Origin of the sequence: Serratia sp. BW106, from assembly GCF_002607755.1 — a bacterium.
In the GTDB taxonomy this organism is placed as follows: Bacteria; Pseudomonadota; Gammaproteobacteria; order Enterobacterales; family Enterobacteriaceae; genus Serratia; species Serratia proteamaculans.
Genome location: NZ_MCGS01000007.1, coordinates 21,681 through 46,850, shown reverse-complemented (window position 1 = coordinate 46,850; position 25,170 = coordinate 21,681). Strand labels below are relative to the sequence as shown.

General features: G+C 54.0%; 25 protein-coding genes. 15 read left to right on the top strand and 10 right to left on the bottom strand.

The genetic code is table 11. The annotated features are described in order from the left end of the window. Positions 1 to 352: 352 nt before the first annotated feature. From BEI65_RS04895 to BEI65_RS04870, 6 genes are all read left to right on the top strand, one after another. Positions 353 to 1,471 (top strand): PfkB family carbohydrate kinase, encoded by a 1,119-nt coding sequence (locus BEI65_RS04895; protein WP_099062367.1) that lies wholly within the window; start codon positions 353 to 355, stop codon positions 1,469 to 1,471. Then, positions 1,468 to 2,406, top strand: a complete 939-nt coding sequence (locus BEI65_RS04890; RefSeq protein ID WP_099062366.1) for a pseudouridine-5'-phosphate glycosidase — start codon at positions 1,468 to 1,470, stop codon at positions 2,404 to 2,406. Before BEI65_RS04895 ends, BEI65_RS04890 begins: the two co-directional genes overlap by 4 nt. A 125-nt stretch (positions 2,407 to 2,531) precedes the next feature. Then, positions 2,532 to 3,803, top strand: a complete 1,272-nt coding sequence (locus tag BEI65_RS04885) for a NupC/NupG family nucleoside CNT transporter (protein ID WP_099062365.1) — start codon at positions 2,532 to 2,534, stop codon at positions 3,801 to 3,803. Between the two features lie 82 nt (positions 3,804 to 3,885). Beyond that, entirely contained in the window at positions 3,886 to 4,200 is a 315-nt protein-coding gene (locus tag BEI65_RS04880; RefSeq protein WP_099062364.1) for a helix-turn-helix transcriptional regulator, read from the top strand. Next, positions 4,197 to 4,541 (top strand): SRPBCC domain-containing protein, encoded by a 345-nt coding sequence (locus BEI65_RS04875; RefSeq protein WP_099062363.1) that lies wholly within the window; start codon positions 4,197 to 4,199, stop codon positions 4,539 to 4,541. The genes BEI65_RS04880 and BEI65_RS04875 overlap by 4 nt, the downstream gene beginning before the upstream one ends. 44 nt (positions 4,542 to 4,585) lie before the next feature. After that, positions 4,586 to 5,179, top strand: a complete 594-nt coding sequence (locus BEI65_RS04870) for an ATP-dependent Clp protease proteolytic subunit (RefSeq protein ID WP_099062362.1) — start codon at positions 4,586 to 4,588, stop codon at positions 5,177 to 5,179. Positions 5,180 to 5,235: 56 nt separating this feature from the next. Here the strand turns inward: BEI65_RS04870 and BEI65_RS04865 are convergent, their stop codons facing one another. From BEI65_RS04865 to ychF, 4 genes are all read right to left on the bottom strand, one after another. After that, on the bottom strand, positions 5,236 to 6,627 hold the full coding sequence (locus tag BEI65_RS04865) for a DUF6384 family protein (protein WP_099062361.1): 1,392 nt from the start codon (positions 6,625 to 6,627) through the stop codon (positions 5,236 to 5,238). 45 nt (positions 6,628 to 6,672) lie between these two features. Continuing rightward, the gene (locus tag BEI65_RS04860; RefSeq protein WP_099062360.1) at positions 6,673 to 8,079 is read right to left on the bottom strand and encodes a hypothetical protein; all 1,407 of its coding nucleotides are present in this window, start codon (positions 8,077 to 8,079) and stop codon (positions 6,673 to 6,675) included. A gap of 65 nt (positions 8,080 to 8,144) precedes the next feature. After that, positions 8,145 to 9,302 (bottom strand): merozoite surface protein 3b, encoded by a 1,158-nt coding sequence (locus BEI65_RS04855; RefSeq protein WP_099062359.1) that lies wholly within the window; start codon positions 9,300 to 9,302, stop codon positions 8,145 to 8,147. Positions 9,303 to 9,490: 188 nt separating this feature from the next. Beyond that, positions 9,491 to 10,582 carry a redox-regulated ATPase YchF gene (gene ychF / locus BEI65_RS04850; RefSeq protein WP_099062358.1) on the bottom strand — a complete coding sequence of 364 codons (1,092 nt, stop codon included), beginning with the start codon at positions 10,580 to 10,582 and terminating at the stop codon, positions 9,491 to 9,493. Positions 10,583 to 10,913: 331 nt separating this feature from the next. Here ychF and BEI65_RS04845 point away from each other — a divergent pair, with 331 nt between their 5' ends. After that, positions 10,914 to 12,443 (top strand): SulP family inorganic anion transporter, encoded by a 1,530-nt coding sequence (locus BEI65_RS04845; protein ID WP_099062357.1) that lies wholly within the window; start codon positions 10,914 to 10,916, stop codon positions 12,441 to 12,443. Between the two features lie 39 nt (positions 12,444 to 12,482). On the opposite strand, the gene pth is transcribed toward BEI65_RS04845, so the two are convergent. Continuing rightward, positions 12,483 to 13,073, bottom strand: coding sequence for an aminoacyl-tRNA hydrolase (gene pth, locus BEI65_RS04840; RefSeq protein WP_099062356.1), 591 nt, complete (start codon positions 13,071 to 13,073; stop codon positions 12,483 to 12,485). Between the two features lie 313 nt (positions 13,074 to 13,386). Between pth and ychH the strand changes: the two genes are divergently transcribed. After that, positions 13,387 to 13,665, top strand: coding sequence for a stress-induced protein YchH (gene ychH, locus BEI65_RS04835; RefSeq protein WP_085116308.1), 279 nt, complete (start codon positions 13,387 to 13,389; stop codon positions 13,663 to 13,665). A gap of 190 nt (positions 13,666 to 13,855) precedes the next feature. On the opposite strand, the gene prs is transcribed toward ychH, so the two are convergent. The 3 genes from prs to lolB all read right to left on the bottom strand — a co-directional run bounded on the left by prs (position 13,856) and on the right by lolB (position 16,461). Next, complete coding sequence (prs, locus tag BEI65_RS04830; RefSeq protein WP_004943207.1) at positions 13,856 to 14,803, bottom strand: ribose-phosphate diphosphokinase; 948 nt, start codon at positions 14,801 to 14,803, stop codon at positions 13,856 to 13,858. Between the two features lie 171 nt (positions 14,804 to 14,974). Continuing rightward, positions 14,975 to 15,841 (bottom strand): 4-(cytidine 5'-diphospho)-2-C-methyl-D-erythritol kinase, encoded by an 867-nt coding sequence (ispE, locus tag BEI65_RS04825; RefSeq protein ID WP_099062355.1) that lies wholly within the window; start codon positions 15,839 to 15,841, stop codon positions 14,975 to 14,977. Next, on the bottom strand, positions 15,838 to 16,461 hold the full coding sequence (gene lolB, locus BEI65_RS04820) for a lipoprotein insertase outer membrane protein LolB (RefSeq protein ID WP_085116310.1): 624 nt from the start codon (positions 16,459 to 16,461) through the stop codon (positions 15,838 to 15,840). The genes ispE and lolB overlap by 4 nt, the downstream gene beginning before the upstream one ends. A 305-nt stretch (positions 16,462 to 16,766) precedes the next feature. On the opposite strand from lolB, the gene BEI65_RS26700 reads away from it, so the two are divergent. From BEI65_RS26700 to kdsA, 7 genes are all read left to right on the top strand, one after another. Beyond that, on the top strand, positions 16,767 to 16,910 hold the full coding sequence (locus BEI65_RS26700) for a hypothetical protein (RefSeq protein WP_157765420.1): 144 nt from the start codon (positions 16,767 to 16,769) through the stop codon (positions 16,908 to 16,910). 263 nt (positions 16,911 to 17,173) lie between these two features. Continuing rightward, positions 17,174 to 18,436, top strand: a complete 1,263-nt coding sequence (hemA, locus tag BEI65_RS04815; protein WP_099062354.1) for a glutamyl-tRNA reductase — start codon at positions 17,174 to 17,176, stop codon at positions 18,434 to 18,436. A 33-nt stretch (positions 18,437 to 18,469) separates the two neighbouring features. Further along, complete coding sequence (gene prfA, locus BEI65_RS04810) at positions 18,470 to 19,555, top strand: peptide chain release factor 1 (RefSeq protein ID WP_012006414.1); 1,086 nt, start codon at positions 18,470 to 18,472, stop codon at positions 19,553 to 19,555. After that, complete coding sequence (prmC, locus tag BEI65_RS04805) at positions 19,555 to 20,391, top strand: peptide chain release factor N(5)-glutamine methyltransferase (RefSeq protein WP_099062353.1); 837 nt, start codon at positions 19,555 to 19,557, stop codon at positions 20,389 to 20,391. The genes prfA and prmC overlap by 1 nt, the downstream gene beginning before the upstream one ends. A gap of 51 nt (positions 20,392 to 20,442) precedes the next feature. Further along, positions 20,443 to 20,841, top strand: coding sequence for a SirB2 family protein (locus tag BEI65_RS04800; RefSeq protein ID WP_099062352.1), 399 nt, complete (start codon positions 20,443 to 20,445; stop codon positions 20,839 to 20,841). After that, positions 20,838 to 21,647 carry an invasion regulator SirB1 gene (gene sirB1, locus BEI65_RS04795; protein ID WP_085116314.1) on the top strand — a complete coding sequence of 270 codons (810 nt, stop codon included), beginning with the start codon at positions 20,838 to 20,840 and terminating at the stop codon, positions 21,645 to 21,647. Before BEI65_RS04800 ends, sirB1 begins: the two co-directional genes overlap by 4 nt. A gap of 33 nt (positions 21,648 to 21,680) precedes the next feature. Next, complete coding sequence (kdsA, locus tag BEI65_RS04790; protein WP_099062351.1) at positions 21,681 to 22,535, top strand: 3-deoxy-8-phosphooctulonate synthase; 855 nt, start codon at positions 21,681 to 21,683, stop codon at positions 22,533 to 22,535. Positions 22,536 to 22,712: 177 nt separating this feature from the next. On the opposite strand, the gene dauA is transcribed toward kdsA, so the two are convergent. Further along, positions 22,713 to 24,401 carry a C4-dicarboxylic acid transporter DauA gene (gene dauA, locus BEI65_RS04785; RefSeq protein WP_099062350.1) on the bottom strand — a complete coding sequence of 563 codons (1,689 nt, stop codon included), beginning with the start codon at positions 24,399 to 24,401 and terminating at the stop codon, positions 22,713 to 22,715. 230 nt (positions 24,402 to 24,631) lie between these two features. Further along, entirely contained in the window at positions 24,632 to 25,117 is a 486-nt protein-coding gene (locus tag BEI65_RS04780) for a heme-degrading domain-containing protein (RefSeq protein WP_099062349.1), read from the bottom strand. Positions 25,118 to 25,170 lie beyond the last annotated feature (53 nt).

Below are 25,170 nucleotides of genomic sequence, written 5' to 3'. Positions count from 1 at the left end.
GCCCTTTTGTTTTCAAGACATATGTGAAAGCCGTCGCTTTAGGCTGCAACTTCGGTTCCCCCTTTTGTCGTCTAAATCGATAGAATTCTAACAACCCAACAAAAGTTAGGTTCTACATCAGAAAGTGCTATCCGTTTGTTTTATGAAGATTATTAAAAGAATAAAATGCTGCATTAGATCTAATGACTATTTTTGGCTGAGTTAACGCGTCATAACCACTTTTATAAGTTGATTGCTATCACATAATTACTCCTGAAACTCCGTTCATCCGTCTTACGATCGCCTTCCCAATTCCCCGCTAAAACTATAAATCGCACTTTACTGTTTTTCATGCTCGTTATAAAACGAACTCATGTTTAAAAACAAACAAGTGTCCAATATGACCAGCAGAGAAAAACAGATATTGCAGCTTCTGAGACGTGATCCTTTGATCCCACAGCAGGAAATTGCCGATGTTTTAGGTATTAGCCGCTCTGGTGTCGCCGGACACATAATGAATTTAATGAATAAGGGATATATAAAAGGCAAGGGTTATATATTGTCGGAGCACAGCTATGTGGTGACCGTGGGTTCGACCAATATGGACGTCTGCGGTTATGCCTCATCTAAATTAGTGTATGAGGACTCTAATCCGGGAAAAATAAAATGTACGCCCGGTGGCGTAGGCAGAAATATTGCGCAGAATGTCGCTTTATTAGGGCGGGAATGTCACCTTATTTCCGTTGTCGGCGACGACTTCTACGGTGAAACACTGTTGGAGCAGGCGAAGCTGGCGGGAGTGCATATCGGCAACTTCCATAAACTGCACGGCGAAAATACCTCAACCTATGTCTCTTTGCTTGATAACAGCGGTGAAATGCTGGTGGCTATTAACGACATGCGGATCCTCGAGAAACTCACGCCAGCCTTATTAGCCACCTCCAAAGATCTGATCCAGCATGCCGGCGTGTTGGTGGTTGATTGCAATCTCACCGAGGACGCGCTGGCCTGGCTATTTGGCCATTCCGGCAACGTGCCGGTGTTTGTTGACACCGTATCGGCGTTTAAAGCGCCCAAAATCCGTCGTTGGCTCTCACACATTCATACGCTTAAGCCGAATCGGCTGGAGGCCGAAGTCCTCAGCGGCATGGCGATCCACGGGCCTCAGGACGCGCAGCCCGTTGCCCAATGGTTCCATCAGCAGGGGGTGCAACGATTAGCCCTCAGCATGGGGCCCGCCGGCGTTTATTACAGCGAGATTGACGGGCAAAACGGCTGGTCGCGGCCACTGAGCGTCGACATCGTTAATGTCACCGGTGCCGGTGACGCCATGATGGCAGGCCTGGCCCACTGCTGGCTGGAGGACATGACGCTGGCAGACAGTATTCGTTTTGCTCAGGGCTGCTCGGCATTAACCCTCTCATCCGAATTGACTAATAACCCTAACCTGTCGAACGGCAGCGTTCAAAAACTGTTGGAGCTACAATCATGAAAAACAATGTTATTTCCCATGACTATCTGGATATTTCACCGGAAGTTGCCGAAGCTTTGGCCAACAAACGCCCGGTTGTGGCTCTGGAATCCACCATTATTTCCCACGGCATGCCGTACCCGCAAAACGCGCAGACCGCGCTGGAGGTTGAACAAAAAATTCGTGATAACGGCGCAGTACCGGCCACTATCGCCATTATCAATGGCCGCATGAAAGCGGGGCTGAGCCGTGAGGAAATCGAACTGTTGGGCAAAGAAGGCCACAAAGTGGCGAAAGTGAGCCGCCGGGATTTGCCCTTTATCGTCGCCGCCGGTCAACACGGCGCCACCACCGTAGCCTCAACCATGATCATTGCCGAGATGGCGGGTATCCACGTGTTTGCCACCGGTGGCATTGGCGGAGTGCATCGTGGTGCCGAGCACACCTTTGATATCTCTGCGGACCTGCAAGAATTGGCCAGAACCAACGTGGCGGTGATCTGCGCCGGGGCCAAGTCTATTTTAGATTTGGGGCTGACCACCGAATATCTTGAAACCCACGGGGTGCCGGTGATTGGCTACCAGACTCCAACGCTGCCGGCGTTCTTTTGCCGCACCAGCCCATTCACCGTCAGCATTCAGTTGGATGCCCCGGCGGAAATCGCCCGGGCAATGGCCACCAAATGGCAGGCGGGGCTGGAGGGCGGCATGGTGATCGCTAACCCGATCCCGGCGCAGTATGCGGTGCCGGAGGGCAAAATTAATGCGGCCATTGAACGGGCGGTGCGCGAGTCGGTAGAACAGGGGGTTCAGGGTAAAGACAGCACGCCGTTCTTACTGGCCCGGGTGGCTGAACTGACCGGTGGCGATAGCCTGACGGCCAATATTCAGTTGGTGTTCAACAATGCCAAACTGGCGGCGCAGATAGCCTGTTGCTATCAGCAAGAGGCCGCCTGAGACGACAGTAGTTTCCTTAATTTTTACCCTGATAACCAACATTAAATAAAAATTCCAGCCTGGAAGGTGGAGGGGGCAGCCTTGTCTCTTTCTCCTTTCAACGCTGGGTATAAAGGGATGGATTTATGGACTTACTCCGCAGCTTAATAGGTATCTGTATTCTTCTCCTTATTGCTTTTATTTTTTCAAATAACAGAAAGTGCATTAGCCTGAGAACCGTAGGTTGCGCTTTAATTCTACAGATTTTGCTCGGCGCGATTATGCTTTATGTACCGGCGGGGAAGTGGGTGATTAATGCCATTGCCGGCGGGGTCAATAAAGTGATTTCTTACAGCGATGCCGGTAGTTCATTTATTTTCGGTGGGCTGGTGGGGCCGAAAATGAATGTGCTGTTTGACGGTGCCGGGTTTGTTTTCGCTTTCCATGTTCTGCCTGCAATTATTTTTATTACCGCACTGATCTCAATTCTCTATTACCTCGGCGTGATGGGATGGGTGATCAATGTACTGGGTTATGTTTTCCAAAAGATGTTGCGGATCAGCAAGGTCGAGGCTTTTGCCGCAGTAACCACTATCTTCCTGGGGCAAAACGAACTGCCTGCGGTGCTTAAGCCTTTTATTAACAAGATGAGCCGCAATGAGCTGTTTACCGTGATTTGCAGCGGGATGGCATCAATCGCCGGATCGATGCTGGTCGGCTATGCCGGGCTGGGCGTGCCGATTGAGTATTTACTGGCGGCTTCGCTAATGGCGATCCCCGGCGGGATTTTGTTCGCACGCATGCTCAGCCCGGCCACCGAGGTTTCGCAGGTTGAATTCAGCCAGATGTCGTTTAGTGACAAACGTCCGGCAAGCATTATCGAAGCGGCGGCCAGCGGTGCCATGCTGGGCCTGAAAATTGCGGTGGGTGTCGCCACCGTGGTGATGGCATTTGTGGCGTTGATTGCGCTGATCAATGGCCTGATCGGCGGAGTGGGTAGCCTGCTGGGGTGGGAACAGCTGAGCCTGGAAAGGCTGTTCGGCTATTTGTTCGCGCCGTTGGCTTACATCATGGGGGTTAACTGGGACAACGCGGGCCTGGTAGGCGGGCTGATAGGCCAGAAGTTGGCGATCAACGAATTTGTCGCTTACGTGAATTTTTCAACTTACCTCAAAGATACCGTAGCAGTGCTGGATACAAAAACTATCGCGGTTATCTCCTTTGCACTGTGTGGGTTCGCCAATTTTGGATCGATCGCTGTAGTGGTGGGAGCATTCAGCGCTGTTGCGCCAGAGCGCGCTTCGGATATCGCCAGCCTGGGTCTGCGTGCCTTGTTGGCAGCGACGTTATCCAACCTGATGAGCGCCACTATCGCCGGGTTGTTTATTGGTCTTGGGGCGTTGACCGCATCATTATGATAATGGCCTGTTTGTTGGCTATTGGGGGATTATCTCACGCTATAAACTTGCGCATTAGATAAGTGGATACTAATGTGTATTTATGAATGAAAATGACATCTTTAAGGCGCTGGCGGATCCTACCCGCCGCACCATCTTCGAAAAACTGGCCGCGGGTAGCATGAATGCCAGTGCCCTGCGTGAAGGCATGCCCATCAGCCAATCGGCGATGTCCCAGCACCTGACAGTGTTGCGTCAGGCTGGTCTGGTAAGCGAGGCGCGGCAGGGCCGTTTCGTCAATTATCAGATTGACCCGCAGGGGCTGGCATTGATTGCCCGGTGGCTGGATAAGTACCGTACCTTCTGGCCGGAGCGTATCGAGAAGCTGAATATTTTGCTAAAGGACATGGATCAATGAACCAGACCGATGCCAACCTGCCGCCGCTGGTGCTGGAATATTCACTTGATGCGCCACCCGAGAAAGTCTGGCGGGCGGTGGGTATCCCGGCATTGCGCGAACAATGGTTACCGAATGCCGTGCTGGCCGACGCCGAACCGGTTGTGGTGACCCCGGGAACGGAAATCAGCTACCGGATGCGTGATGACCAACCGCCGTTCCTCGAAAGCACCGTAACCCTGCAAATTCTGCCCAGCGCCGCTGGCGGTAGCCTGTTACGCATAATCCATCGGCTGGACGATGTGCGACTGACGGCGGCGAACGACAGTGACAGTGGACGGCACCTGATGCACGCCGCCTGACGCCCAACATTTCCCATTCCACACCTGAAAACAGGAGTTCACCCATGCGTGAATCGATGCTGCTCGTCCCTATGGTGGTTGAACAGACCAGTCAGGGAGAACGTTCTTTCGATATCTATTCGAGATTGCTGCGTGACCGTATCGTTTTCCTGAACGGGGAGGTTAACGATCAGGTGGCCGAAATACTCTGTGCGCAGTTGCTGTTTCTGGAGGCCGAAAACCCGGAGAAACCGATCCACCTCTACATCAACTCGCCGGGTGGGGTGATCACCAGCGGCTTTGCCATCTATGACACCATGAATTACATACATGCGCCGGTGCACACCCTGTGTATGGGGACTGCGCGTTCGATGGGCTCCTTTCTGCTGATGGCCGGGGAAGCTGTCCACCGCATGGCGCTGCCCAATGCCAGCCTGCATGTGCATCAGCCATTGGGCGGTTTTCAGGGCCAGGCATCGGATATCCTGATCCACGCCGAAGAAATGAAACGCACCAAGCACAGCGTAATCACGCTTTATGCCAAACATTGTGGCCGCAGCTATGAAGAGGTCGAGCGTGCTCTCGACCGTGACCGTTTTATGAGTGCCGACGAAGCGGTGGAATGGGGGCTGGTGGACTCGGTGTTGCGGGGACGGTGAGGGTTAAATTAAAGCCGCGCGGTTGCGCGACTTTGGGGGATGGCGTCGAGTAATGATCACCACTCGGTAATTACGCCGTCCTGAACTGGGCGAGTGTAGGTAAAGTTCAATTGGCCGGCAGGTTTCTTACCGACGAGAGCATGATCTATGTGACCGTCATCCAGCTTGTCTTTTTTTAACTTCTCATACTCTTTTTGCGAAACTCGGATACCGAATTGACTAGTTCGCGTTTTCCTACCGGTTTCACTGTCTTTTACTGATATTAGGAAAGGTGTATGGCTTGGTGTTTGTGTTTCCACGATCAAATACCAGCTTTTACCACCTGAATTATCGTATGTGCGTTCTACTCCCGACTTCTCGCCCACCCGATCGATAATGGTCAGCGTCAGCGGTTGCATGATCAGATCATAGGTGTAGTCCAGTCCTGCCAAGGCCTCTAGCCAAAGAGGGGGAATAACCCGGTCATTGAGGTCTGCACGAGCGATGAGATTGCGAGCATAGCTAATATCGTTATCGACCTTTACTCGGTCCTGGCGGGAAAGCTTGAGATTACGCAGTTTCTGCGTTCTTTGGTCCATCGTGAAATATAAGCCATCACGCATACGTTCACGGTCATAAGCCTTGAAGGCTGTCTCGATTTTGATCTGCGTATCTGCGGCGTTTTTCGACAGCGCTAAGGTGGCTTCGGCTAATTTCCCTGTCAGGTCGGGCGCCCATTTGAGATAGGTTTGCAGCTGTGGATCTTTATCCATATTGCTGAGGATACTGTCCCATTTTTGCAGTAGTGGCCAACGGAGCATTAGCGTCCTCACTTGCGTGAGTAATGCCTGGTTTTGCTGATTCGCCACAGTAAGAATGTCCAACCTTTGTGGTGTATTTTCTGCGGAGACAAGCGGCGCGGCTTGGCGGGACTGGAAATTGGACAGAAGGTTTTCCGCCTGCGTGATTATCTGGTCGGCGGGTACTTTTGCATAGATGAACGGCTCATGTTTCATTTTGCTGAGTTGGTCAGATAACGTCTGCGCTTGCGCCGCCATTTGGTTGCTTTGGCTGGTTTGGGTCGCTATGTTCTTTTCCAGCGCGGCAAGTTGGTGTTGGCCTATGTAAAGACTCAGCTTCCAGGCAAGGGCCAGTGCAACAAGGATGATAGCAAGTCCCGTCAGCCACTGCTTACTGGTCATGCACAGGAATGCAGCAGCGCGTTGGCCCAGGCTCATTTTGTTTGTCTGATAGCGCAGGCGCTGTGAAAACCAATTTTTAACTCCCTGCTCAATCAGTTTATCGTCGATGTCGGTTCCACTGGACTGATAGTAATCACGGATGCGTTGTGTAATTTTCTGGCGTAATTTGGGCAGATCCAAATGTTCGTCCAGTGCAATTCGCTGTGCATAGAGTGAGTCAATAATGGCCATGGCACCCAGTTGGTCGCTTAATTTAATCTCACTCATGGGCCACACTCCCGATGGTTGTGTTTAGGGCATAGATATCTTTCATCAGAAACTATCCGTAGTGCGGAACCCGCCACCGCCGGTTGAAGAGGAAGAACTGAAGCCACCACCGCTGCCGGAAGAGGAGGACGACGATGAAGATGAAGAACTATATCCGACGCCAGACGAATAGCTCCGCGCGGATGAATTTCCCCACGAACCGGACGAGGCTCTGGCAGTTGCCGATGGTGGCGGGAGTCGGTGGGTAATCATATCCAACTTATGCAATACCGCTTTCAGACTGATGGCACCGGACAGGTAGTTTTCAAACAGTTCCTCCGGTTTATCTGACCATCCCCACTGGTACTCATAAATCGGATTGTCATATCCCTGCGTCGAAAATTGATTGTTCAATTCGATGGCGGCAGTGGCACGGCGCTGGGCTAATTGAGCCTCGATCTCTTGCTGTAGCAGGTTTTCTTCGACCGATTTCTCTTCAAGCTGCAGTTCTCTCAGCTCTTCCAACAGGCGATCGTCAGTCGGCGTCTCGGTTTTCGCCACCAGAATATCCAGCTTATCCAAAGGCAATAAGGCCATTTGCGCCGAGAGCTGTGTGGTTATCTGGCTGTAAGTCTCACCTTCGCCCTGAGCGTATTCCTGCAGCTTATTTTGCTGGTTGCGGATTTCTTGTTGTGTGGAACTCAGTATTTTTTCTAGCGCGTTGAGATTCAGATACAGCGTGGGCAGCTGTAGATTCTTTTCGACGTCTTGTACATATTGTTGATATTCATTGGTCTGTTGCTTGGTTTGATTTTGCAGCTCCAGCAGACGCCGGGTAGATTCCTTTTGCAGTGACAGGAGCATCCGGTAATTGGCTGCGTTGTTGGGATAGTGGCTAATTCGTGCCAGCCAGCTATCGAGATTGCGCGACAGCGGCCAGGCTGAATATCCCGGTTGCCCATAGCTTTTTCTCTCCAGGAACATGAAAATGCGTTGCTGATGGTACTCCCCCAGCTTGGTGGTCGTTTCAGCCATTAATTCCTTATGGCTGTTTTCATGTTGGCTGACATCCTGACTGCTTTTAACCATCAACTGCCTGGCTGCTACAGCATCAATATTTTGTTCTAGTTGCCGATCCCGTACATCTTCTTGCCGATTTATTTCTTCATGCAGCTGTTGCAACTGAGCATGTCGGTTCTCGATTTCTTTCTCGCTGAGCTGTAAGGCGTGTTGAGACTGGGCAATCTCTTGCTGAAGTTTATTCAATAATTTCTGCACGTTTGCCATTTCGCCAACGCGAGGAGATTCTTTCAGCAATACTGTGGCCATCTGGTGATAGAGGCTGGCGATTTGCTGTTTCAGCACCAGTTGCAGGTGGCGAGCATCTGCCTGATTGATTTCAATTCCAGATAGGGCCGCTCTGGCCCGGTCCGATAGGGCTGCCAGTTTTCGGCCAAGTTCGTAGGCGTGCATCAATAACTCCGTGTCAGACCCCCTAATCATCCTGGTTGGAACCAATAAGGGGATCCCTTGTAAATTTAGCGGGATGTTTCTGCCTTGGTAATGACTTCGGTAAAACGACGTTTCCCATCTTCAACGACGGAGGCTAGCTCATTGGCATTGCTTGTCGCTTCGGTACGCAATTCCTCAATCATCCGGTAGCTGGACTCTTGGAATGAGACGATGGCATTAACCAAAGAGCGTACAGAATCGGCCTTGATGGTAGTGCCATAGCCGGCCCTCAGACCAACTTCAAGCTGCTTGCTACCCTGTGTCGCGATATTGCTTAGGCCATCATTGATACCCGCTTTCATCGCCTCCAGCGTTTCGGTGCTTTCGGCCAACCCCTGTAGCGACGTCATGGAGGCTGACAGGGCGGTAAAGACAATTTCGTTAGTGCTGAAGAAGGTGACACTTTGGCGGTAGACCCGCTCTTTAATGGCGTTAGTCTGTTGCAAACGAGCAAAAACGGCTTCGGCAGCGTTGTAGGCGATCATTAGATTATCCGCCAGGTCTTTGACAATCTGATAACGTTCGTCTTCTTTCTGCATGGCCCTCAATGCTTCATCACGTGTCAGCTCCAACTGGGCTCGGGTGATGTTGTCATCACTCTGCGATTGCTCAGTGGCAGCTTGAGCCGTCTGCAATAACTGGCGGCTTTGTTGTAAATTATCCTGCGCTGCGGTCAGTAAAGTTTGAGCATCGACATAGGCCTGTTTCAGACCAAATCGAAAATCCTGATAGGCTTCCAAAATGGCTTTTTCACGGCTGATTTGTTCTTCTGACGCTCTGGCCACTTCTAAATAGGTCTGTTTGATATCGTTGAAACGGTCGGGGATAGATCCGCGGCGCAGAGTCATCCAACCCGATTTCATACGTTCAATAACGTCAAGCTTGCCGTCCTCCAGCCAACCGACCATCTGAGTGGCATCTTTACGGATTGAATCAAATGCAGAGACGACTTTTGCCTGCCGATTGGCTACGTCCATGTTGCTGATGTTATCGCGCACCACGGCGTTAAAAGCGCTTTGCTGCTGTAGAGTACGGCCAATGGCGATCACGCGGTTATTGTCCAGATCGGCGACTGCATCCAGTAAGGACAGGATCGGGGAATCAGTTTCAGGCGAAAGGATAATCCCCAGTTTTTGCAACTTCTGAATGGCTTTGGTGGTGTACGAAGCCAGCGCGTTATTCATGATTAATTCCTTATTGGGACATATCCTGCCATTGAAAGTAAACGCATTATAGCGCCAGCCGGGGCATCTGTAATTACCGGTCCCGTCGTCAGATGCTTTGCCGATACTCGCTGTAGATTTCAAACAATAAGAAAACAAAAAATCCACGCCTTGGCGTGGATTTTAGAGTTTGGAGCAGAAGGCGAGGTTTAGACGTTAAACAAGAAGTTCATCACGTCGCCGTCTTTGACGATGTAGTCTTTACCTTCTGAACGCATTTTGCCGGCTTCTTTGGCGCCTTGCTCACCCTTGTAGGTGATAAAGTCTTCAAAGGCGATGGTCTGTGCGCGGATAAAGCCTTTCTCGAAGTCGGTGTGGATCTTACCGGCAGCCTGCGGTGCGGTAGCGCCAACCGGAATGGTCCAGGCGCGCACTTCTTTTACGCCAGCAGTGAAGTAGGTTTGCAGGTTCAGCAACTCGTAACCGGCGCGGATCACGCGGTTCAGACCTGGTTCTTCCAGACCCAGCTCAGCCATAAACTCGGCGCGGTCTTCGTCTTCCAGTTCGGCAATGTCGGATTCAACCGCAGCACACACGGCAACCACTACCGAGCCTTCGGTCGCAGCGATTTCGCGCACTTTGTCCAGGTACGGGTTGTTCTCATAGCCGTCTTCGTTGACATTGGCGATGTACATGGTTGGCTTCAGCGTCAGGAAGCTCAGGTAGCGGATCGCTGCACGGTCTTCATCAGTCAGATCCAGCGCACGCAGCATGCCGGCGTTTTCCAACTGTGGCAGGCATTTTTCCAGTGCGGCCAGTTCGGCTTTTGCGTCTTTGTCGCCGCCTTTGGCTTTCTTCTGTACGCGGTGGATAGCGCGTTCGCAGGTGTCCAGATCCGACAGTGCCAGCTCGGTATTGATGACGTCGATGTCGTCTGCCGGGTCAACCTTGTTGTTCACGTGGATGATGTTGTCGTTCTCGAAGCAGCGCACCACGTGGCCGATAGCTTCGGTTTCACGGATGTTGGTCAGGAACTGGTTGCCCAGGCCTTCGCCTTTGGACGCGCCTTTCACCAGGCCGGCGATGTCGACGAATTCCATGGTGGTTGGCAGGATGCGTTGAGGTTTGACGATCTCGGCCAACTGGTCCAGACGCGAATCGGGCATCGGCACCACACCGGTATTAGGTTCAATGGTGCAGAACGGGAAGTTGGCTGCTTCGATACCCGCTTTGGTCAACGCGTTGAACAGGGTGGATTTGCCTACGTTAGGCAAGCCGACGATACCGCATTTGAATCCCATGTTGTTATCACCTTAAATATCTTAACTATCAGCTGGTTAGGTTTAACCCACTGCATAAAGGACGAAATAATGGCGCCATTATACACGTAATGGCCGTTTTTCTCGATCTGGCTGTGTGCTGGGGGGCAAATGTGCTGGGAATGCCGGTTTTTGATTGAGATTTGGATCACATTTACACATACTGACACTTCTGATTAACCTACAGGAAACGCGCCGGATGCACTTCTTGCCCAGTCCACCCTGAGTTGCCCCCTCCTGAGGTTCGCCGCGCCATGCGGTTCCGGTTCCCGTGCTGCGGGAATGTGTTTTATCTGTCAGAAGTGAATAATCCATGTTTAACCTGAACAATTTCAGGCTGTCGGCCGTCAAGAACGAGGTGCTGGCGGGCTTTGTGGTGGCCGTTTCCATGATCCCCGAAGCGGTCGGCTTTTCGCTGGTCGCCGGACTTTCCCCGATCGTTGGGTTGCATACCGCCTTTATTATCGGCCTGGTAACTGCACTGTTTGGCGGCAAGCCGGGTATGGTGTCGGGCGCGGCCGGTTCGATCGTGGTGGTGCTGATGAGCCTGGCGGCGCAGCACGGTATGGGATACGTACTGTGGGCGACGATTTTCGCCGGGGTGATCCAAATCCTGATTGGCGTTTTCCGGCTGGGCAAGTTTATTCGTCTGGTACCGTTGCCAGCCATTCACGGTTTCGTCAACGGCCTGGCTATTGTCATTATGCTGGCGCAATTGCATATGATTGCCGGGCAGGGGCTGCTGATGTACGCACTGGTGGCGTTGGCGATCCTGGTGGTAGTGCTGTTCCCACGGCTGACCCGGGTGATCCCGGCTTCGTTAGCGGCATTGATTGTGGTTTCCGCTCTGGCGATTGGTTTTAACCTGCATACCTTGCGGGTTGGTGATTTGGCGGATATCTCCGGCGCTTTGCCGCATTTCAGCCTGCCGATGGCGCCGTTCAATCTGGAAATGCTGAAAGTGGTGTTGCCGTATGCCCTGGTGATCGCTCTGGTGGGGCTGATTGAATCGTTGCTGACCATGACGGTGCTTGATGAAATGGGCGGCAAGAAGGGTAACGGCAACCGCGAGAGTATCGCTCAGGGCGCGGGCAACACCATTTGCGGTCTGTTTGGCTGCTTTGCCGGTTGCGCGATGATTGGTCAGTCGATCATCAATTTCACTTCGGGCGGGCGCGGGCGCATTTCTGGCGTTGTCGGCGCGATACTGCTGATCCTGTTTGTGGTCAGCCTGTCGGGCTATATCGGCCTGCTGCCGGTAGCGGCACTGGCTGGGGTGATGCTGGTGGTGTGTTACAACACCTTTGAATGGAGTTCGCTGCGCCGGGTACGTCGGATGCCGAAGGCGGATGCGCTGGTGATGCTGCTGGTCACCCTGATCACTATCTTTACCGATCTGGCGATGGCGGTGATCAGCGGGGTGATTATCTCGGCGCTGGTATTTGCCTGGCAGCAGGCGCGTATTCGTGTGCGTCAGCATCGGGTGGAGGGCGAAGTTGCGGTGTACCAACTGGACGGTCCGCTGTTCTTTGGTTCCACCGCGGCCTTTGCCGAACTGTTCGAGCCGAAAAACGATCCGCAAAACGTGGTGCTGGATTTTGCCGGTACCCGGGTGATGGATTCCAGTGGGGTAGAAGCGATTGATAAGCTGACGGCGCGCTATCTGGCGGCAGGGAAAACCATTCGCTTGCGTCATCTGAGCGGCGACTGCGTGCGTTTGTTAAAGCAGGCCGGCCCGTTTTGCAGCCATGAACTGGACGATCCGCAATATTACGTGGCGGAAGAAGGCTATCAGACCGATGACACTAACGTCGGTGAGGAAACCTTCAAACTGCGAACCTAAGCCTGTCAGCAGCGGGCGCGATGCCCGCTGCAAGCGCTGTCAGGCCTGCGCCTTAAAGCTGTGCAGGCGGCGAACGGTTTTTTCCAAACCGTCAGTCAGCAAGACTTCTGTGCAACGCGCGGCTTCATCGATCGCTTCATCAATCATTTTTTGCTCGCTGGCCGGTGGCTTGCCGAGCACGAAACCCACCACCTTGTTTTTATCGCCCGGATGGCCAATGCCAATGCGCAAGCGATAGAAGTTCGGGTTATTGCCGAACTTGCTCTGAATATCTTTCAGCCCGTTGTGCCCGCCGTTGCCGCCACCCAGTTTGATTTTTGCAACACCGGGTGGAATATCCAGCTCGTCATGCGCCACCAGAATTTCGTCCGGCTCAATACGGTAGAAGTTGGCCATGGCCAGCACGGCTTTGCCACTGAGGTTCATAAAGGTGGTGGGCACCAGCAGCCGCACGTCATGACCGGCCAAATTCAGCCGGGCGGTGTAGCCGTAGAATTTGCTCTCTTCCTTCAACTGCTGGTTATGGCGCTGGGCCAATAAATCGACGTACCAGGCGCCGGCGTTGTGTCGCGTCTGGGCATATTCAGCACCCGGATTCGCCAGGCCGACTATCAATTTAATACTGCTCACGGGGAGATTCGCTATGATCGAGATAATGGAAAGGGCATTAGTCTACCTGCCTGCGCCGCGAATGACAAAATCCTGATGTGGTGCGTGGTGTTAGTGGGGGGATATCTTCAGCCTGGCGAGTAATTCATTAGCGGAATCATTCAATTTGTTAACTAATTACTTGCCAAAAGTAAAGTTTTGTCATGCTTTCTTTACCATTTGTGATCGCCTACGCAATCACCTTGTCGAGCCAGGGGCTATACTTAACTTATCAAAGTGGGTTAACCATTTACTGAGTTATCCCGGTTGGCCAATGGCACTATGGAGGTGGCATATGAAACGTAGAAACGTGAACAAAATGGGTAACTTTTTTATGGGGCTGGGGCTGGTGGTGATGATCGTCGGCGTGGGATACAACATTCTTGCTGAAGTATCACAGTTTAATTTGCCACAGTTTTTCGCCCATGGCGCAATCATGAGTATCTTCGTGGGCGCGTTGTTATGGCTGGTCGGTGCGCGTATCGGCGGGCGTGAGCAGGTGGCGGATCGTTACTGGTGGATAAAACATTTTGATAAACGCTGCCGTAACGATAACCATCGTTCGTCACATTGATTAAAAAAACAAAAGGGAATCGGCGTTACGGCAAGGGAGAACTGCCGCGTATTTAGGTCTAAGGTTATGTTCGACTACCCGTAGAAAACCCGTTGCTGCTGATGCACCAACGGGTTTTTCTTTTTTCTGCTGGCGGAAAATCAATCGATCGATCCGGTACGGCAGGGCACCGCACCGAAAAGAAGTCTGATTAATGCTCGAACATCGCAGAAATTGACTCTTCATTGCTGATACGACGGATGGCTTCAGCCAACATGCCGGACAGCGTCAGAGTACGTACGTTTTTCAGTGCCTTGATTTCTGCAGACAACGGAATGGTGTCGCAGACAATCACTTCATCAATCACCGAGTTCCTGATGTTTTCCACAGCGTTACCGGAGAAGATCGGGTGTGTCGCGTAGGCAAATACGCGCTTGGCACCACGTTCTTTCAACGCTTCAGCGGCTTTACACAAGGTACCACCGGTGTCGATCATGTCGTCAACCAGCACGCAGTCACGGCCTGCCACATCACCAATGATGTGCATCACCTGAGAAACGTTCGCACGTGGGCGGCGTTTGTCGATGATAGCCATATCGGTATCGTTCAGCAGTTTGGCGATAGCGCGGGCGCGCACTACGCCGCCGATGTCCGGGGAAACCACGATTGGGTTCACCAGATTCTGTTGCAGCATGTCTTCGAGCAGGATCGGGCTACCGAACACGTTATCTACCGGAACATCGAAGAAGCCTTGGATCTGTTCAGCGTGCAGATCTACCGTTAAAACGCGGTCAACCCCTACACTGGAGAGGAAGTCGGCGACAACTTTGGCGGTGATTGGCACACGAGCAGAACGCACGCGGCGATCCTGGCGGGCATAGCCGAAGTAAGGGATAACAGCAGTAATACGACCTGCGGAGGCGCGACGCAGGGCATCTACCATAACAACCAGTTCCATCAGGTTGTCGTTGGTAGGGGCACAGGTGGACTGGATGATGAAAATATCACCGCCGCGTACATTTTCGTTGATTTGCACGCTCACTTCGCCGTCGCTAAAACGACCTACTGCGGCGTCACCAAGGCTGGTGTACAAACGGTTGGCAATACGTTGTGCTAGTTCCGGGGTGGCGTTACCAGCAAAAAGCTTCATATCAGGCACGAGAAGAACCTCAGGCATGCGTCCAGAGAAGATATTGTCATTCGGCCTCCGCCAAGGGGCAGTTAGCGATGCCGACGCAATATCATACGGGTGTGTAAAAAAAATTTGAAACCGCAGCGGCGCAGGGATTACAGGGCCAGGTGTGAACGACTCTGCGCAGCGAAACGAGAACTACGGTTCAATCTGCCCGGAACGAATGCGATGTAGGGGAGAGACGTTAACGCCACGCGCTACAAAACCACGTATCCACTCCGGGGCTTGATTTAACACCTGACGGGCGGCGGTTTCTGTGTCGAATTCAGCAAACACACAAGCACCTGTGCCAGTCAGGCGTGACGGCGCGTATTCTAACAGCCAAGAAACAAGCTGTTCAACCTCGCGAAAACGTTTTCTTGCTATTGGTTCGCAATCATTTGCGTAAGTTGCCTGTAACAGCACATTTAACGGGCGAACCGGGGTGTCTCTTTTTAATTCTGCATCGCCAAAAATGACCGGGGTAGGGATGCTGACCCCCGGATGGGCCACCAAATACCACTTTTCCTGTGGATTGGCCGGTTGCAAACGCTCACCGATCCCTTCAGCAAAGGCCGCATGCCCAAGGACGAACACCGGCACGTCAGCACCGAGGACCAGCCCCAGTTCCGCCAGTTGTTGGTCGCTCAAGCCACAGCGCCACAGTTCATTCAGCGCCACTAACACCGTGGCGGCGTTGGAAGACCCGCCACCCAGTCCGCCCCCCATCGGCAGACGTTTATCGATGCTGATGTCGGCACCGCGTGGGGCGGTGTTTAGCCCGTGACGATCGCAATGCTGTTGCAGCAGACGGGCGGCACGGACGATCAGGTTTTGCTCATCCGGCACCCCGGCCACCGGGGTTAGCAGATGGATACTGTCATCCTGCCGCGCGTCGATGGTCAGGGTGTCGCCGTAATCCAGAAACTGGAACAGCGTTTGCAGCAGGTGGTAGCCATCTTCGCGTTGGCCGGTTATGTACAAAAACAGATTGAGTTTAGCTGGCGATGGCCACTGACGGATCATTTAAGCGTCCAATTGTCCATTTTCAGTTTGATGCGCTGGTCACCCTGTTTCAGCTCCAGGCGGCTTGGCAGCTGTGGCTTGAGGCTGTTGTTGTAGTCCTGGTAGTCGACGGTCCAGGTCTGGCTACCTTGTTGGTAGGTCAGCGAGTTCAGGCGATATTGGTCATCGAGCTTGAAGTCGTTGGCCTCACCCGGCAGACCGAGCATCCACTGGCGCAGGTTATCCAGCGGGATTGCCATGCCGGTCAGCTTGCGGATCATTTCTTCGGCGTTATCACTGACATAGCGTTTGCCCTGATTGTCCGTCAACTGCACCACGTTTTTCTGTACGTTGAGGTCAAGCTCGGTGCTGCCAAGCGGGTTGGTCAGCAGCAGGCGGTAACGATCCGGCGAATATTGTTGCCAGAAGAAGCGTGCGTAGACTTTTTTCTGGTCTGACAGGTAGGCGAAAGAGCCCCGGGTTTGATATTGGTCAAGCTGTTGCACCGCTTGCTCGTGGGCACGCCACTGTGGCGACGTCGGGCTGGTGGCCGGGCCGCTGGGTTTGGTGGTGGTACAGGCGGCCAGTACCAGACTGGCCAATGGGATCAGGCGTAGCAAACTAACTTTGCGGATTGGCATAACTTTCTCTTGTCCTTTTGTCCTTGCGGGCACGCACAGCGAGACGTGGGTATCTGCATTTACGCTAGCGGGGCAGCGCCGGTACGTCAATTTTTTGCTGCATCGCGTTGAATATTCCGGGCTTTGTTACCGCTATTGGGCGCGGGATTATGCGGTGTCTTTGCTGATAAGATTAACACAATCGCTCCGCCGTGCTGCTCTGGGCGCAAGAATATCTCTGGGGCGGGGCGTTACTGCCGTTAGTGTTTGGTTGATGTAGGGGACGGTATACTGCAAGGGTCTATCCCGGGGGAGAACAGAAGGTTATGAAACTTGCCGTCCGAATCATTATTTCGCTGTTGTGCCTTGCGGGCTCGGCATTTTTCTATCTGCAGGCCAAGCATGTTTTTTGCCAACAGGTCTCTTTCCTGCTGGATCCTACCTATCGCTGCGGCACTTTGGGCTGGTAAGCGCCGAATATTTGATCGTTACCGCTCTTCAGGTCGCCCCGTTTTACTGAATACTGTGCGGAATATCGCATACTGCACTAAAATTCAGTATGTTATGTCGTCAAATTATTACTCATCTTGTTGTATTTATAACTAATCACTCATTGATGCTGTCTATTTCAGCGATTGGACGGAAGATGCGGTTGTGCCTTTTATTGATCCCGCGCATCAAGTAGAATGCCGTTCAACGAGAACCCGTACCAAAAGAAGTATTACTCGAAGCAATGACCCTGCTGGCGTTAGGTATTAATCACAAAACCGCTCCGGTTTCTCTGCGTGAAAGGGTGACCTTCTCCCCAGAGTCTATCGAACAGGCGCTTACCAGCTTGCTCCAACAACCGTTGGTGCAGGGCGGTGTCGTGTTGTCTACCTGCAACCGCACCGAACTGTATCTTAGCGTGGAGCAACAGGAACATATTCACGAACAGCTGGTCACCTGGCTGTGTGAGTACCACCGCCTGCGTCCGGAAGAAGTGAGTAAAAGCCTGTACTGGCATCACGGTGATGAAGCCGTCAGCCACCTGATGCGCGTGGCCAGCGGGTTGGATTCGCTGGTGTTGGGCGAGCCGCAAATCCTCGGGCAGGTGAAGAAAGCTTTTGCCGAATCCCAACGCGGGCAGTCACTGTCGGGTGAGCTCGAACGTCTGTTCCAAAAATCCTTCTCCGTCGCCAAACGCGTACGTACCGAAACCGAAATCGGTGCCAGTGCGGTATCCGTGGCCTTTGCCGCCTGTACCCTGGCGCGCCAAATCTTCGAATCCCTTGCCGAACTGAACGTATTGTTGGTGGGCGCCGGTGAAACCATTGAGCTGGTGGCGCGTCATCTGCGCGAACACAAAGTGCGGCATATGATTATTGCCAACCGCACCCGCGAACGCGCTCAACTGCTGGCGGACGAAGTTGGCGCAGAAGTGATTACCTTGCCGGAAATCGACGAACGCCTGGCGGACGCCGACATTATCATCAGTTCTACCGCCAGCCCGCTGCCGATCATCGGTAAAGGGATGGTGGAGCGAGCGCTGAAAGCGCGCCGCAATCAGCCAATGCTGTTGGTGGATATTGCCGTACCGCGCGATATCGAACCGGAAGTGGGCAAGCTGGCCAACGCCTATTTGTACAGCGTGGACGATCTGCACGCCATCATTCAAAGCAACCTGGCGCAGCGCAAGGCCGCGGCGGTGCAGGCTGAGTCGATTGTTCAGCAGGAAAGCATCAACTTTATGGCCTGGCTGCGCTCACAGGGCGCAGTAGAAACCATCCGCGACTACCGCTCGCAGGCCGATCAGATCCGTGCGGAAATGGAAGCCAAAGCCTTGGCCGCCATTGCGCAGGGCGCGGACGTGGAGCAGGTTATCCACGAGCTGGCCCACCGGCTGACCAACCGTCTTATTCATGCCCCTACCAAATCCCTCCAACAGGCCGCCGGCGATGGCGACGTGGAGCGGTTGCAAATATTACGCGACAGCCTTGGGCTGGATCAGCATTAGTTTTCTCTTTATTAACAGGGTTTAATACCACGCATGAAGCCTTCTATTGTTGCCAAACTGGAAGCGTTACAAGAGCGCCATGAAGAAGTGCAGGCGTTGCTCGGCGATGCCGGCGTTATTGCCGAGCAGGATCGGTTCCGCGCATTGTCGCGCGAATATGCACAGTTGACCGATGTCAGCCGCTGTTTCCTTGAATGGCGTAAGGTGCAAGACGATCTGGCCACGGCAGAAATGATGCTGGATGACCCGGAAATGCGCGAAATGGCGCAGGAAGAGCTGAAAGACGCCAAGGCGGCGACGGAAGAACTGGAGCAGCAATTACAAGTGCTGCTGTTGCCGAAAGATCCGGATGATGAGCGCGATTGCTTCCTGGAAGTGCGTGCCGGTACCGGCGGCGACGAAGCGGCGATCTTCGCCGGCGATTTGTTCCGTATGTACAGTCGTTATGCAGAAACGCGTCGCTGGCGCGTCGAGATCATGAGCGCCAACGAAGGCGAGCACGGCGGCTATAAAGAAGTGATTGCCAAGGTTTCTGGCGATGGCGTTTTCGGCCAATTGAAATTTGAATCTGGCGGTCACCGTGTACAACGCGTGCCGGAAACCGAGTCGCAGGGGCGTATTCATACCTCCGCCTGTACCGTGGCAGTGATGCCGGCGGTGCCGGAAGCCGAACTGCCGGAGATCAATGCCGGCGATCTGAAAATCGACACCTTCCGTTCCTCCGGTGCCGGTGGCCAGCACGTTAACACCACCGACTCGGCAATCCGTATTACCCACTTGCCGACCGGCATCGTGGTGGAGTGTCAGGACGAACGTTCACAGCACAAAAACAAAGCCAAGGCGATGTCGGTGTTGGGCGCGCGTATCCGTGCCGCCGAAATGGCCAAGCGCCAGCAGGCAGAGGCCTCAACCCGTCGCAACCTGTTGGGCACTGGCGACCGTTCCGATCGCAACCGCACCTATAACTTCCCGCAGGGGCGAGTGACTGATCACCGCATCAACCTGACGCTGTACCGTCTGGACGAGGTGATGGAAGGCAAGCTGGACATGCTGATCCAACCGATTGTGCAGGAATACCAGGCCGACCAGCTCGCCGCGCTGTCCGCTGAGCCAGAGTAATGGACTATCAATGCTGGCTGAAGGCGGCGGTTGCCCGGTTGAGGCAGAGCGAAAGCGCCCGACGTGATGCAGAAATCCTGCTGGGTTTTGTGACCGGCCGGGCCAGAACCTTCCTGATGGCGTTCGGCGAAACGTTGCTGACGCCGCAACAACAGGAACAGTTGGAAAGATTGCTGGCTCGCCGCGAACGTGGCGAACCGGTGGCTTACCTGATCGGCGAACGTGAGTTTTGGTCGCTACCGCTGTCGGTATCACCGGCGACCCTGATCCCGCGTCCGGACACCGAATGCCTGGTGGAACTGGCGCTGGAACGCTTGCCGTCATCCTCTTGCCACATCCTCGATCTCGGCACCGGCACCGGTGCCATTGCGCTGGCGCTGGCCAGCGAACGCCCGGACTGCAAGGTCATAGGTGTTGATTTACAGCCTGAAGCGGTGGCGCTGGCGCAGCATAATGCGCAGAAGCTGAAGATCGGCAACGCACAATTCCTTCAGGGCAGTTGGTTTGCGCCGCTGGCTGGCCAGACTTTCGCCCTGATCGCCAGTAATCCTCCTTACATTGACGCCGCCGATCCGCATCTGGCGCAGGGCGACGTACGTTTTGAGCCCAGCAGCGCACTGGTCGCGCAGCAGCATGGCTTGGCGGATTTGTCCGCTATCGTGCAGCAGGCACCGCACTATCTGGAGTCTCAGGGCTGGCTGCTACTGGAACATGGCTGGCAGCAGGGTGAGAGCGTGCGCGCACTGCTGCAGGCCGCCGGTTTTATTTCGATCGCTACCCGCCGTGATTACGGAGATAACGATCGCGTGACGTTTGGCCAATGGCCGCAGCAGTAACTGAAAACCAACAATAACAAAGCACACAGCGAATAAATAAAAGGAAGCAATATGGCAGTCTACTCGGCGTTAAAACATCTGCATTTGTTGACGGTCACTATCAGTATTGTCTTGTTTGTGCTGCGCTTTTTCTGGAAATGGCGTAATTCCGCCATGATGAACAAGCGCTGGGTGAAGATAACGCCGCACATAAATGATACGGTGTTGTTCGCCAGTGGTATTGCGTTGGTGGTGATGTTCAAGTTTTATCCGCTGCTGGGTATGGACTCGTGGCTGACCGAGAAGCTGTTTGGCGTTATTATCTATATCCTGCTTGGCTACGTCGCATTGGGCAAGAAGACCAAAAACCAGAACCTGCGCACCCTGGCGTTTGTGCTGGCGTTGGGCTGTCTGTACCTGATAATTAAACTTGCCACGACGAAAATACCGTTTCTGATGGGATACTTATGAGTAGCATTGCTGATTTTGAATTTAACACCGCGCTGCTGAGCGCGGGCGTGATCCTGGTTTCGCAGTCCGTGCGGCGAGATTTCCCCACCGCCGAGGTCGAACGTAAGCTGCAACAGCTGGTCGACGACGCGCGTGCGGCGATGCCGAAGGATCTCAGCCAGGAACAGCAACTGGACGCACTCATTGAATTGTTCTTCAAAACCTGGGGTTTTGGCGGCGCCGGTGGCGTGTATCGCCTGTCCGACGCGATTTGGCTCGACAAGGTGCTGGAAGGGCGCCAGGGCACGCCGGTCTCGCTCGGCACCATTTTCCTGCACATCGCCGCGCATCTGGATTTACCGCTGCTGCCGGTGATTTTCCCCACCCAACTGATCCTGCGGGCAGACTGGCTGGATGAAGAGATGTGGCTGATCAACCCGTTGAACGGTGAAACGCTGAACGAGCATCAGCTGGAAGTGTGGATCAAGGGCAACCTGGGTCTGGGCGCCGAGTTGGAAGACGACGATCTCGATGAGTCAGAAAACGTCATGGTGGTGCGTAAGATGCTGGATACGCTGAAAGCTGCCCTGATGGAAGAAAAACAGATGGAAATGGCATTGCGCGCCAGCGAAACGGTGCTGTGTTTCGATCCGGATGACCCGTACGAAATCCGCGACCGTGGGCTGATTTACGCCCAGTTGGAATGCAACCATATTGCCATTTCCGATCTCAATTATTTTGTCGAACAGTGTCCTGAAGATCCGGTCAGCGAAGTGATCAAAGTACAGATCCACTCGATTGAACCGAAACAGGTCACGCTGCATTAATTCATTTGATTTAACATCAACAAAGGCGAAAGCATGAAACAGAAAGTGGTTAGCATTGGTGACATCAACGTAGCGAACGATCTGCCGTTTGTGCTGTTTGGCGGTATGAACGTGCTGGAATCGCGCGATCTGGCGATGCGCATTTGCGAACACTACGTCATCGTGACGCAAAAACTGGGCATCCCTTACGTTTTCAAAGCCTCTTTTGATAAAGCCAACCGTTCTTCTATCCACTCGTACCGCGGACCGGGCCTGGAAGAGGGGATGAGGATCTTCGAAGAAATTAAAAAAACCTTCGGCGTGAAAACCATCACCGACGTGCATGAAGCCTCACAGGCGCAGCCGGTGTCCGAAGTGGTTGACGTGATCCAGCTGCCAGCGTTCCTGGCTCGCCAGACCGATCTGGTGGAAGCAATGGCGAAAACCGGTGCGGTAATCAACGTCAAGAAACCTCAGTTCGTTAGCCCAGGCCAAATGGGCAATATCGTCGACAAGTTCAAGGAAGGCGGCAACGACAAGGTGATCCTGTGCGATCGCGGCAGCAACTTTGGTTACGATAACCTGGTCGTCGACATGCTCGGTATCAACGTGATGAAGAATGCCACTGGCGGCCATCCGGTGATCTTCGACGTGACCCATGCTCTGCAAACCCGTGACCCATTTGGTGCTGCATCTGGCGGTCGTCGTGCGCAGGTTGCCGAACTGGCGCGTGCCGGTATGGCGGTAGGTTTGGCGGGGCTGTTTATCGAAGCACACCCAGAGCCGAACAGCGCCAAGTGTGATGGCCCGTCCGCATTGCCGCTGGACAAGCTGGAGCCGTTCCTGGTGCAGATGAAGGCCATCGACGATCTGGTGAAGAGCTTCCCAGAGCTGGATACCAGCAACTAAGTGCGATAAGTAAACTCTCAGACGGTTGATAAGGCCTGTTATTAGGGAGAGCGTGCCGATGGGGTCGTAGCAACTTTAGTTGCCGGAGCGCCCCACGGTGCGCTAGGCCCGAGTATCTCGGGCTTAAAGACGATTTGATGAATATATTAAAGCCCGACTTGTCGGGCTTTTAGTTTTTCAGGTGTTTAGCGCTGTCAGCGCCTCGGGGAGCGTTGCGTAGAAATGCAGTTTCCCCTCAATCGGTTGTACCCGTGCCCGCGCCAGCGTTTTCAACGGCTGGAACGGCATATCGGTGATCACCAGTTGCTTGCCTGGGGGCAGGGCTTCGATAAAGCGCTGCAGGGCATCCAGCCCCCCGGCGTCCAGCACCGGTACTGCATCCCACTGCAAAACAATCACGTCATAGCTTTCACTGCGCACCAGTAGCTCATTAAAAATGCGCTCGGCGGCGGCGAAGAATAACGGACCATTCACCCGCAGTACCAGACGGCCGTTTTCGGCGCTCAGCTCACTCAGGCGCGTCATGCGTGCAATGCGGCGCATAAACAGCAGCGAAGCCAGCACGATGCCCACGGTAATGGCGATCACCATGTCGAACAGCACCGTCAGCGACAGGCACAGCAGCATCACCAGAATGTCGTCTTTCGGCGCCCGCCGCAGCAGGTAAACCACCTTGTGGGCTTCACTCATATTCCAAGCGACCATCAGCAGCAGCGACGCCATTGCCGCTAGCGGCAGCCAGGACAGCCACGGCGCCAGCACCAGCAGCGCCAACAGCACCAGCAACGCATGGATAATGGCGGACACCGGTGAAGTCGCCCCGGCGCGCACGTTAGCCGCAGAACGCGCAATGGCGGCGGTGGCGGTAATGCCACCAAAGAACGGAGCGATGATATTGCCCGCGCCCTGGCCGATAAGCTCGGTATTGGAGTTGTGCTTCTTGCCGGTCATGCCATCCAGCACCACGGCACACAGCAGGGATTCAATCGCACCCAGCATGGCCATGGAGAACGCCGCCGGCAGCAGGGCGGAAATCGTCTGCCAACTCAGAACCATCGGCTTGCCGTCACCGGCCGGCAGGTCCCACGGCAGCATCAACTGCGGCAGAATGGGCGGGATGCCATGGCCCTGAGTGCCGTCGGCCAGCAGGTAACTGAAGCGAGAGCCGATGGTGGCCACCGGGTGGTCAAACATCGCCAGAATGCCCATCACCGCGGTGCCTGCCAGCAATGCGGGTAAATGACCTGGCACCCGCAGGCCAAGCTTCGGCCAGAATATCAGGATCAACAGGGTCACCGCGCCGATCAGCGTATCGCCGATGTCCAACGTAGGCAGCGCCTGCAGTAGGGCGTAGACCTTACCTACATAGTGTTCCGGCACTTGCGCCATTTGCAGACCGAAGAAATCCTTCACCTGCATGGTGGCGATGGTAATGGCAATACCGGAGGTGAAGCCCAGCGTCACCGACAGGGGAATATATTCAATCAACCGGCCGAAGCGAGCCAACCCCATGAGCACCAAAAACAGCCCGGAAAGCAGAGTCGCAATCAGCAGGCCAGACAGGCCAAACTGCTGCGAAACCGGATAAAGGATCACCACAAAGGCGGCGGTGGGGCCGGAAACGCTGTAGCGTGAGCCGCCGCTAATGGCGATGACAATCCCGGCGACTGCCGACGTGTACAAGCCATATTGAGGCGGGACGCCGCTGGCAATCGCCAGTGCCATTGCCAGGGGGATAGCGATAATACCGACGGTGACGCCGGCGATGGCGTCTTTTAGCAGGCGTTGCAGGGAATAAGGATCTCGCCAACAGGCGTCAATCAATGCGCTGAACGGCCGAATGCCGTTAATTTCATGCGTTTTCATCTAAGGTGTAAACCAAGTCTATAAAAGAGAACGGAATGGCGGGCCGGAGGCGGTCCGTCTCGAATAGCTGATAGACACCATACGCCTGTTGCGACGGTGATTCCTAGATATACATCAATGCGCTGCGGAAAATCAGAATCAGGCTCTTTCAAAAAGGCAGTAAATTCCAGGGGGTAGGCTGGCCGCGGCTCTGGCGGCCAGCCCGGATAGAATAGAGGGGCTTTTGCTGCTTAATGTACCGCTGGCAGGGATAAGCCGAGAAAACGGGCCAGGGTGCCAACCAGCAGATTATGGTCTTCCAGCTGTGGCGAGCCGGAAATACTGATGGTGCCGATGCAGCCAAGCCCGGTCAAATTAACCGGGAAGGCACCGCCGTGCGCTGAGTAGTCGCGTATGCTCAGGCCATAGCGTTCTTCCAGCGTCGATTGCCGCTGTTGCAGACGCAGGCCGATAGCATAAGAACTCTTGTGGAAGTGATTCACCACGTTGCGTTTACGTCGCACCCAGTCGGCAATATCGGGCGTGGTACCGGGCATGGCGTAATAAAACAGCGTTTGCCCCGCAAGCTGGATCTCAATGGCGATTGACAGGTGGCGCTGCTCTGCGGCGGATTTCAAGGCCACGCCCAGTTCCCAGGCGGTGTTATGGTCAAAATGACTGAAGGTCAACGCCGTTTCCTGTTTGGACAGCGCGTGCAAATCATCATCGATATTCATGCTTGTTCCTCCTCTCTAGGTGGCTAACAGACTATCCTGAACCGCTGAAGTGG

What these genes read in the sequence shown, in the direction of transcription:
- BEI65_RS04895 (WP_099062367.1), top strand. Translation starts at nt 353, where the DNA reads ATGTTTAAAAACAAACAAGTGTCCAATATGACCAGCAGAGAAAAACAG.
- BEI65_RS04890 (WP_099062366.1), top strand. Translation starts at nt 1,468, where the DNA reads ATGAAAAACAATGTTATTTCCCATGACTATCTGGATATTTCACCGGAA.
- BEI65_RS04885 (WP_099062365.1), top strand. Translation starts at nt 2,532, where the DNA reads ATGGACTTACTCCGCAGCTTAATAGGTATCTGTATTCTTCTCCTTATT.
- BEI65_RS04880 (WP_099062364.1), top strand. Translation starts at nt 3,886, where the DNA reads ATGAATGAAAATGACATCTTTAAGGCGCTGGCGGATCCTACCCGCCGC.
- BEI65_RS04875 (WP_099062363.1), top strand. Translation starts at nt 4,197, where the DNA reads ATGAACCAGACCGATGCCAACCTGCCGCCGCTGGTGCTGGAATATTCA.
- BEI65_RS04870 (WP_099062362.1), top strand. Translation starts at nt 4,586, where the DNA reads ATGCGTGAATCGATGCTGCTCGTCCCTATGGTGGTTGAACAGACCAGT.
- BEI65_RS04865 (WP_099062361.1), bottom strand. Translation starts at nt 6,627, where the DNA reads ATGAGTGAGATTAAATTAAGCGACCAACTGGGTGCCATGGCCATTATT.
- BEI65_RS04860 (WP_099062360.1), bottom strand. Translation starts at nt 8,079, where the DNA reads ATGCACGCCTACGAACTTGGCCGAAAACTGGCAGCCCTATCGGACCGG.
- BEI65_RS04855 (WP_099062359.1), bottom strand. Translation starts at nt 9,302, where the DNA reads ATGAATAACGCGCTGGCTTCGTACACCACCAAAGCCATTCAGAAGTTG.
- ychF (WP_099062358.1), bottom strand. Translation starts at nt 10,582, where the DNA reads ATGGGATTCAAATGCGGTATCGTCGGCTTGCCTAACGTAGGCAAATCC.
- BEI65_RS04845 (WP_099062357.1), top strand. Translation starts at nt 10,914, where the DNA reads ATGTTTAACCTGAACAATTTCAGGCTGTCGGCCGTCAAGAACGAGGTG.
- ychH (WP_085116308.1), top strand. Translation starts at nt 13,387, where the DNA reads ATGAAACGTAGAAACGTGAACAAAATGGGTAACTTTTTTATGGGGCTG.
- ispE (WP_099062355.1), bottom strand. Translation starts at nt 15,841, where the DNA reads ATGATCCGTCAGTGGCCATCGCCAGCTAAACTCAATCTGTTTTTGTAC.
- lolB (WP_085116310.1), bottom strand. Translation starts at nt 16,461, where the DNA reads ATGCCAATCCGCAAAGTTAGTTTGCTACGCCTGATCCCATTGGCCAGT.
- BEI65_RS26700 (WP_157765420.1), top strand. Translation starts at nt 16,767, where the DNA reads ATGAAACTTGCCGTCCGAATCATTATTTCGCTGTTGTGCCTTGCGGGC.
- hemA (WP_099062354.1), top strand. Translation starts at nt 17,174, where the DNA reads ATGACCCTGCTGGCGTTAGGTATTAATCACAAAACCGCTCCGGTTTCT.
- prfA (WP_012006414.1), top strand. Translation starts at nt 18,470, where the DNA reads ATGAAGCCTTCTATTGTTGCCAAACTGGAAGCGTTACAAGAGCGCCAT.
- prmC (WP_099062353.1), top strand. Translation starts at nt 19,555, where the DNA reads ATGGACTATCAATGCTGGCTGAAGGCGGCGGTTGCCCGGTTGAGGCAG.
- BEI65_RS04800 (WP_099062352.1), top strand. Translation starts at nt 20,443, where the DNA reads ATGGCAGTCTACTCGGCGTTAAAACATCTGCATTTGTTGACGGTCACT.
- sirB1 (WP_085116314.1), top strand. Translation starts at nt 20,838, where the DNA reads ATGAGTAGCATTGCTGATTTTGAATTTAACACCGCGCTGCTGAGCGCG.
- kdsA (WP_099062351.1), top strand. Translation starts at nt 21,681, where the DNA reads ATGAAACAGAAAGTGGTTAGCATTGGTGACATCAACGTAGCGAACGAT.
- dauA (WP_099062350.1), bottom strand. Translation starts at nt 24,401, where the DNA reads ATGAAAACGCATGAAATTAACGGCATTCGGCCGTTCAGCGCATTGATT.
- BEI65_RS04780 (WP_099062349.1), bottom strand. Translation starts at nt 25,117, where the DNA reads ATGAATATCGATGATGATTTGCACGCGCTGTCCAAACAGGAAACGGCG.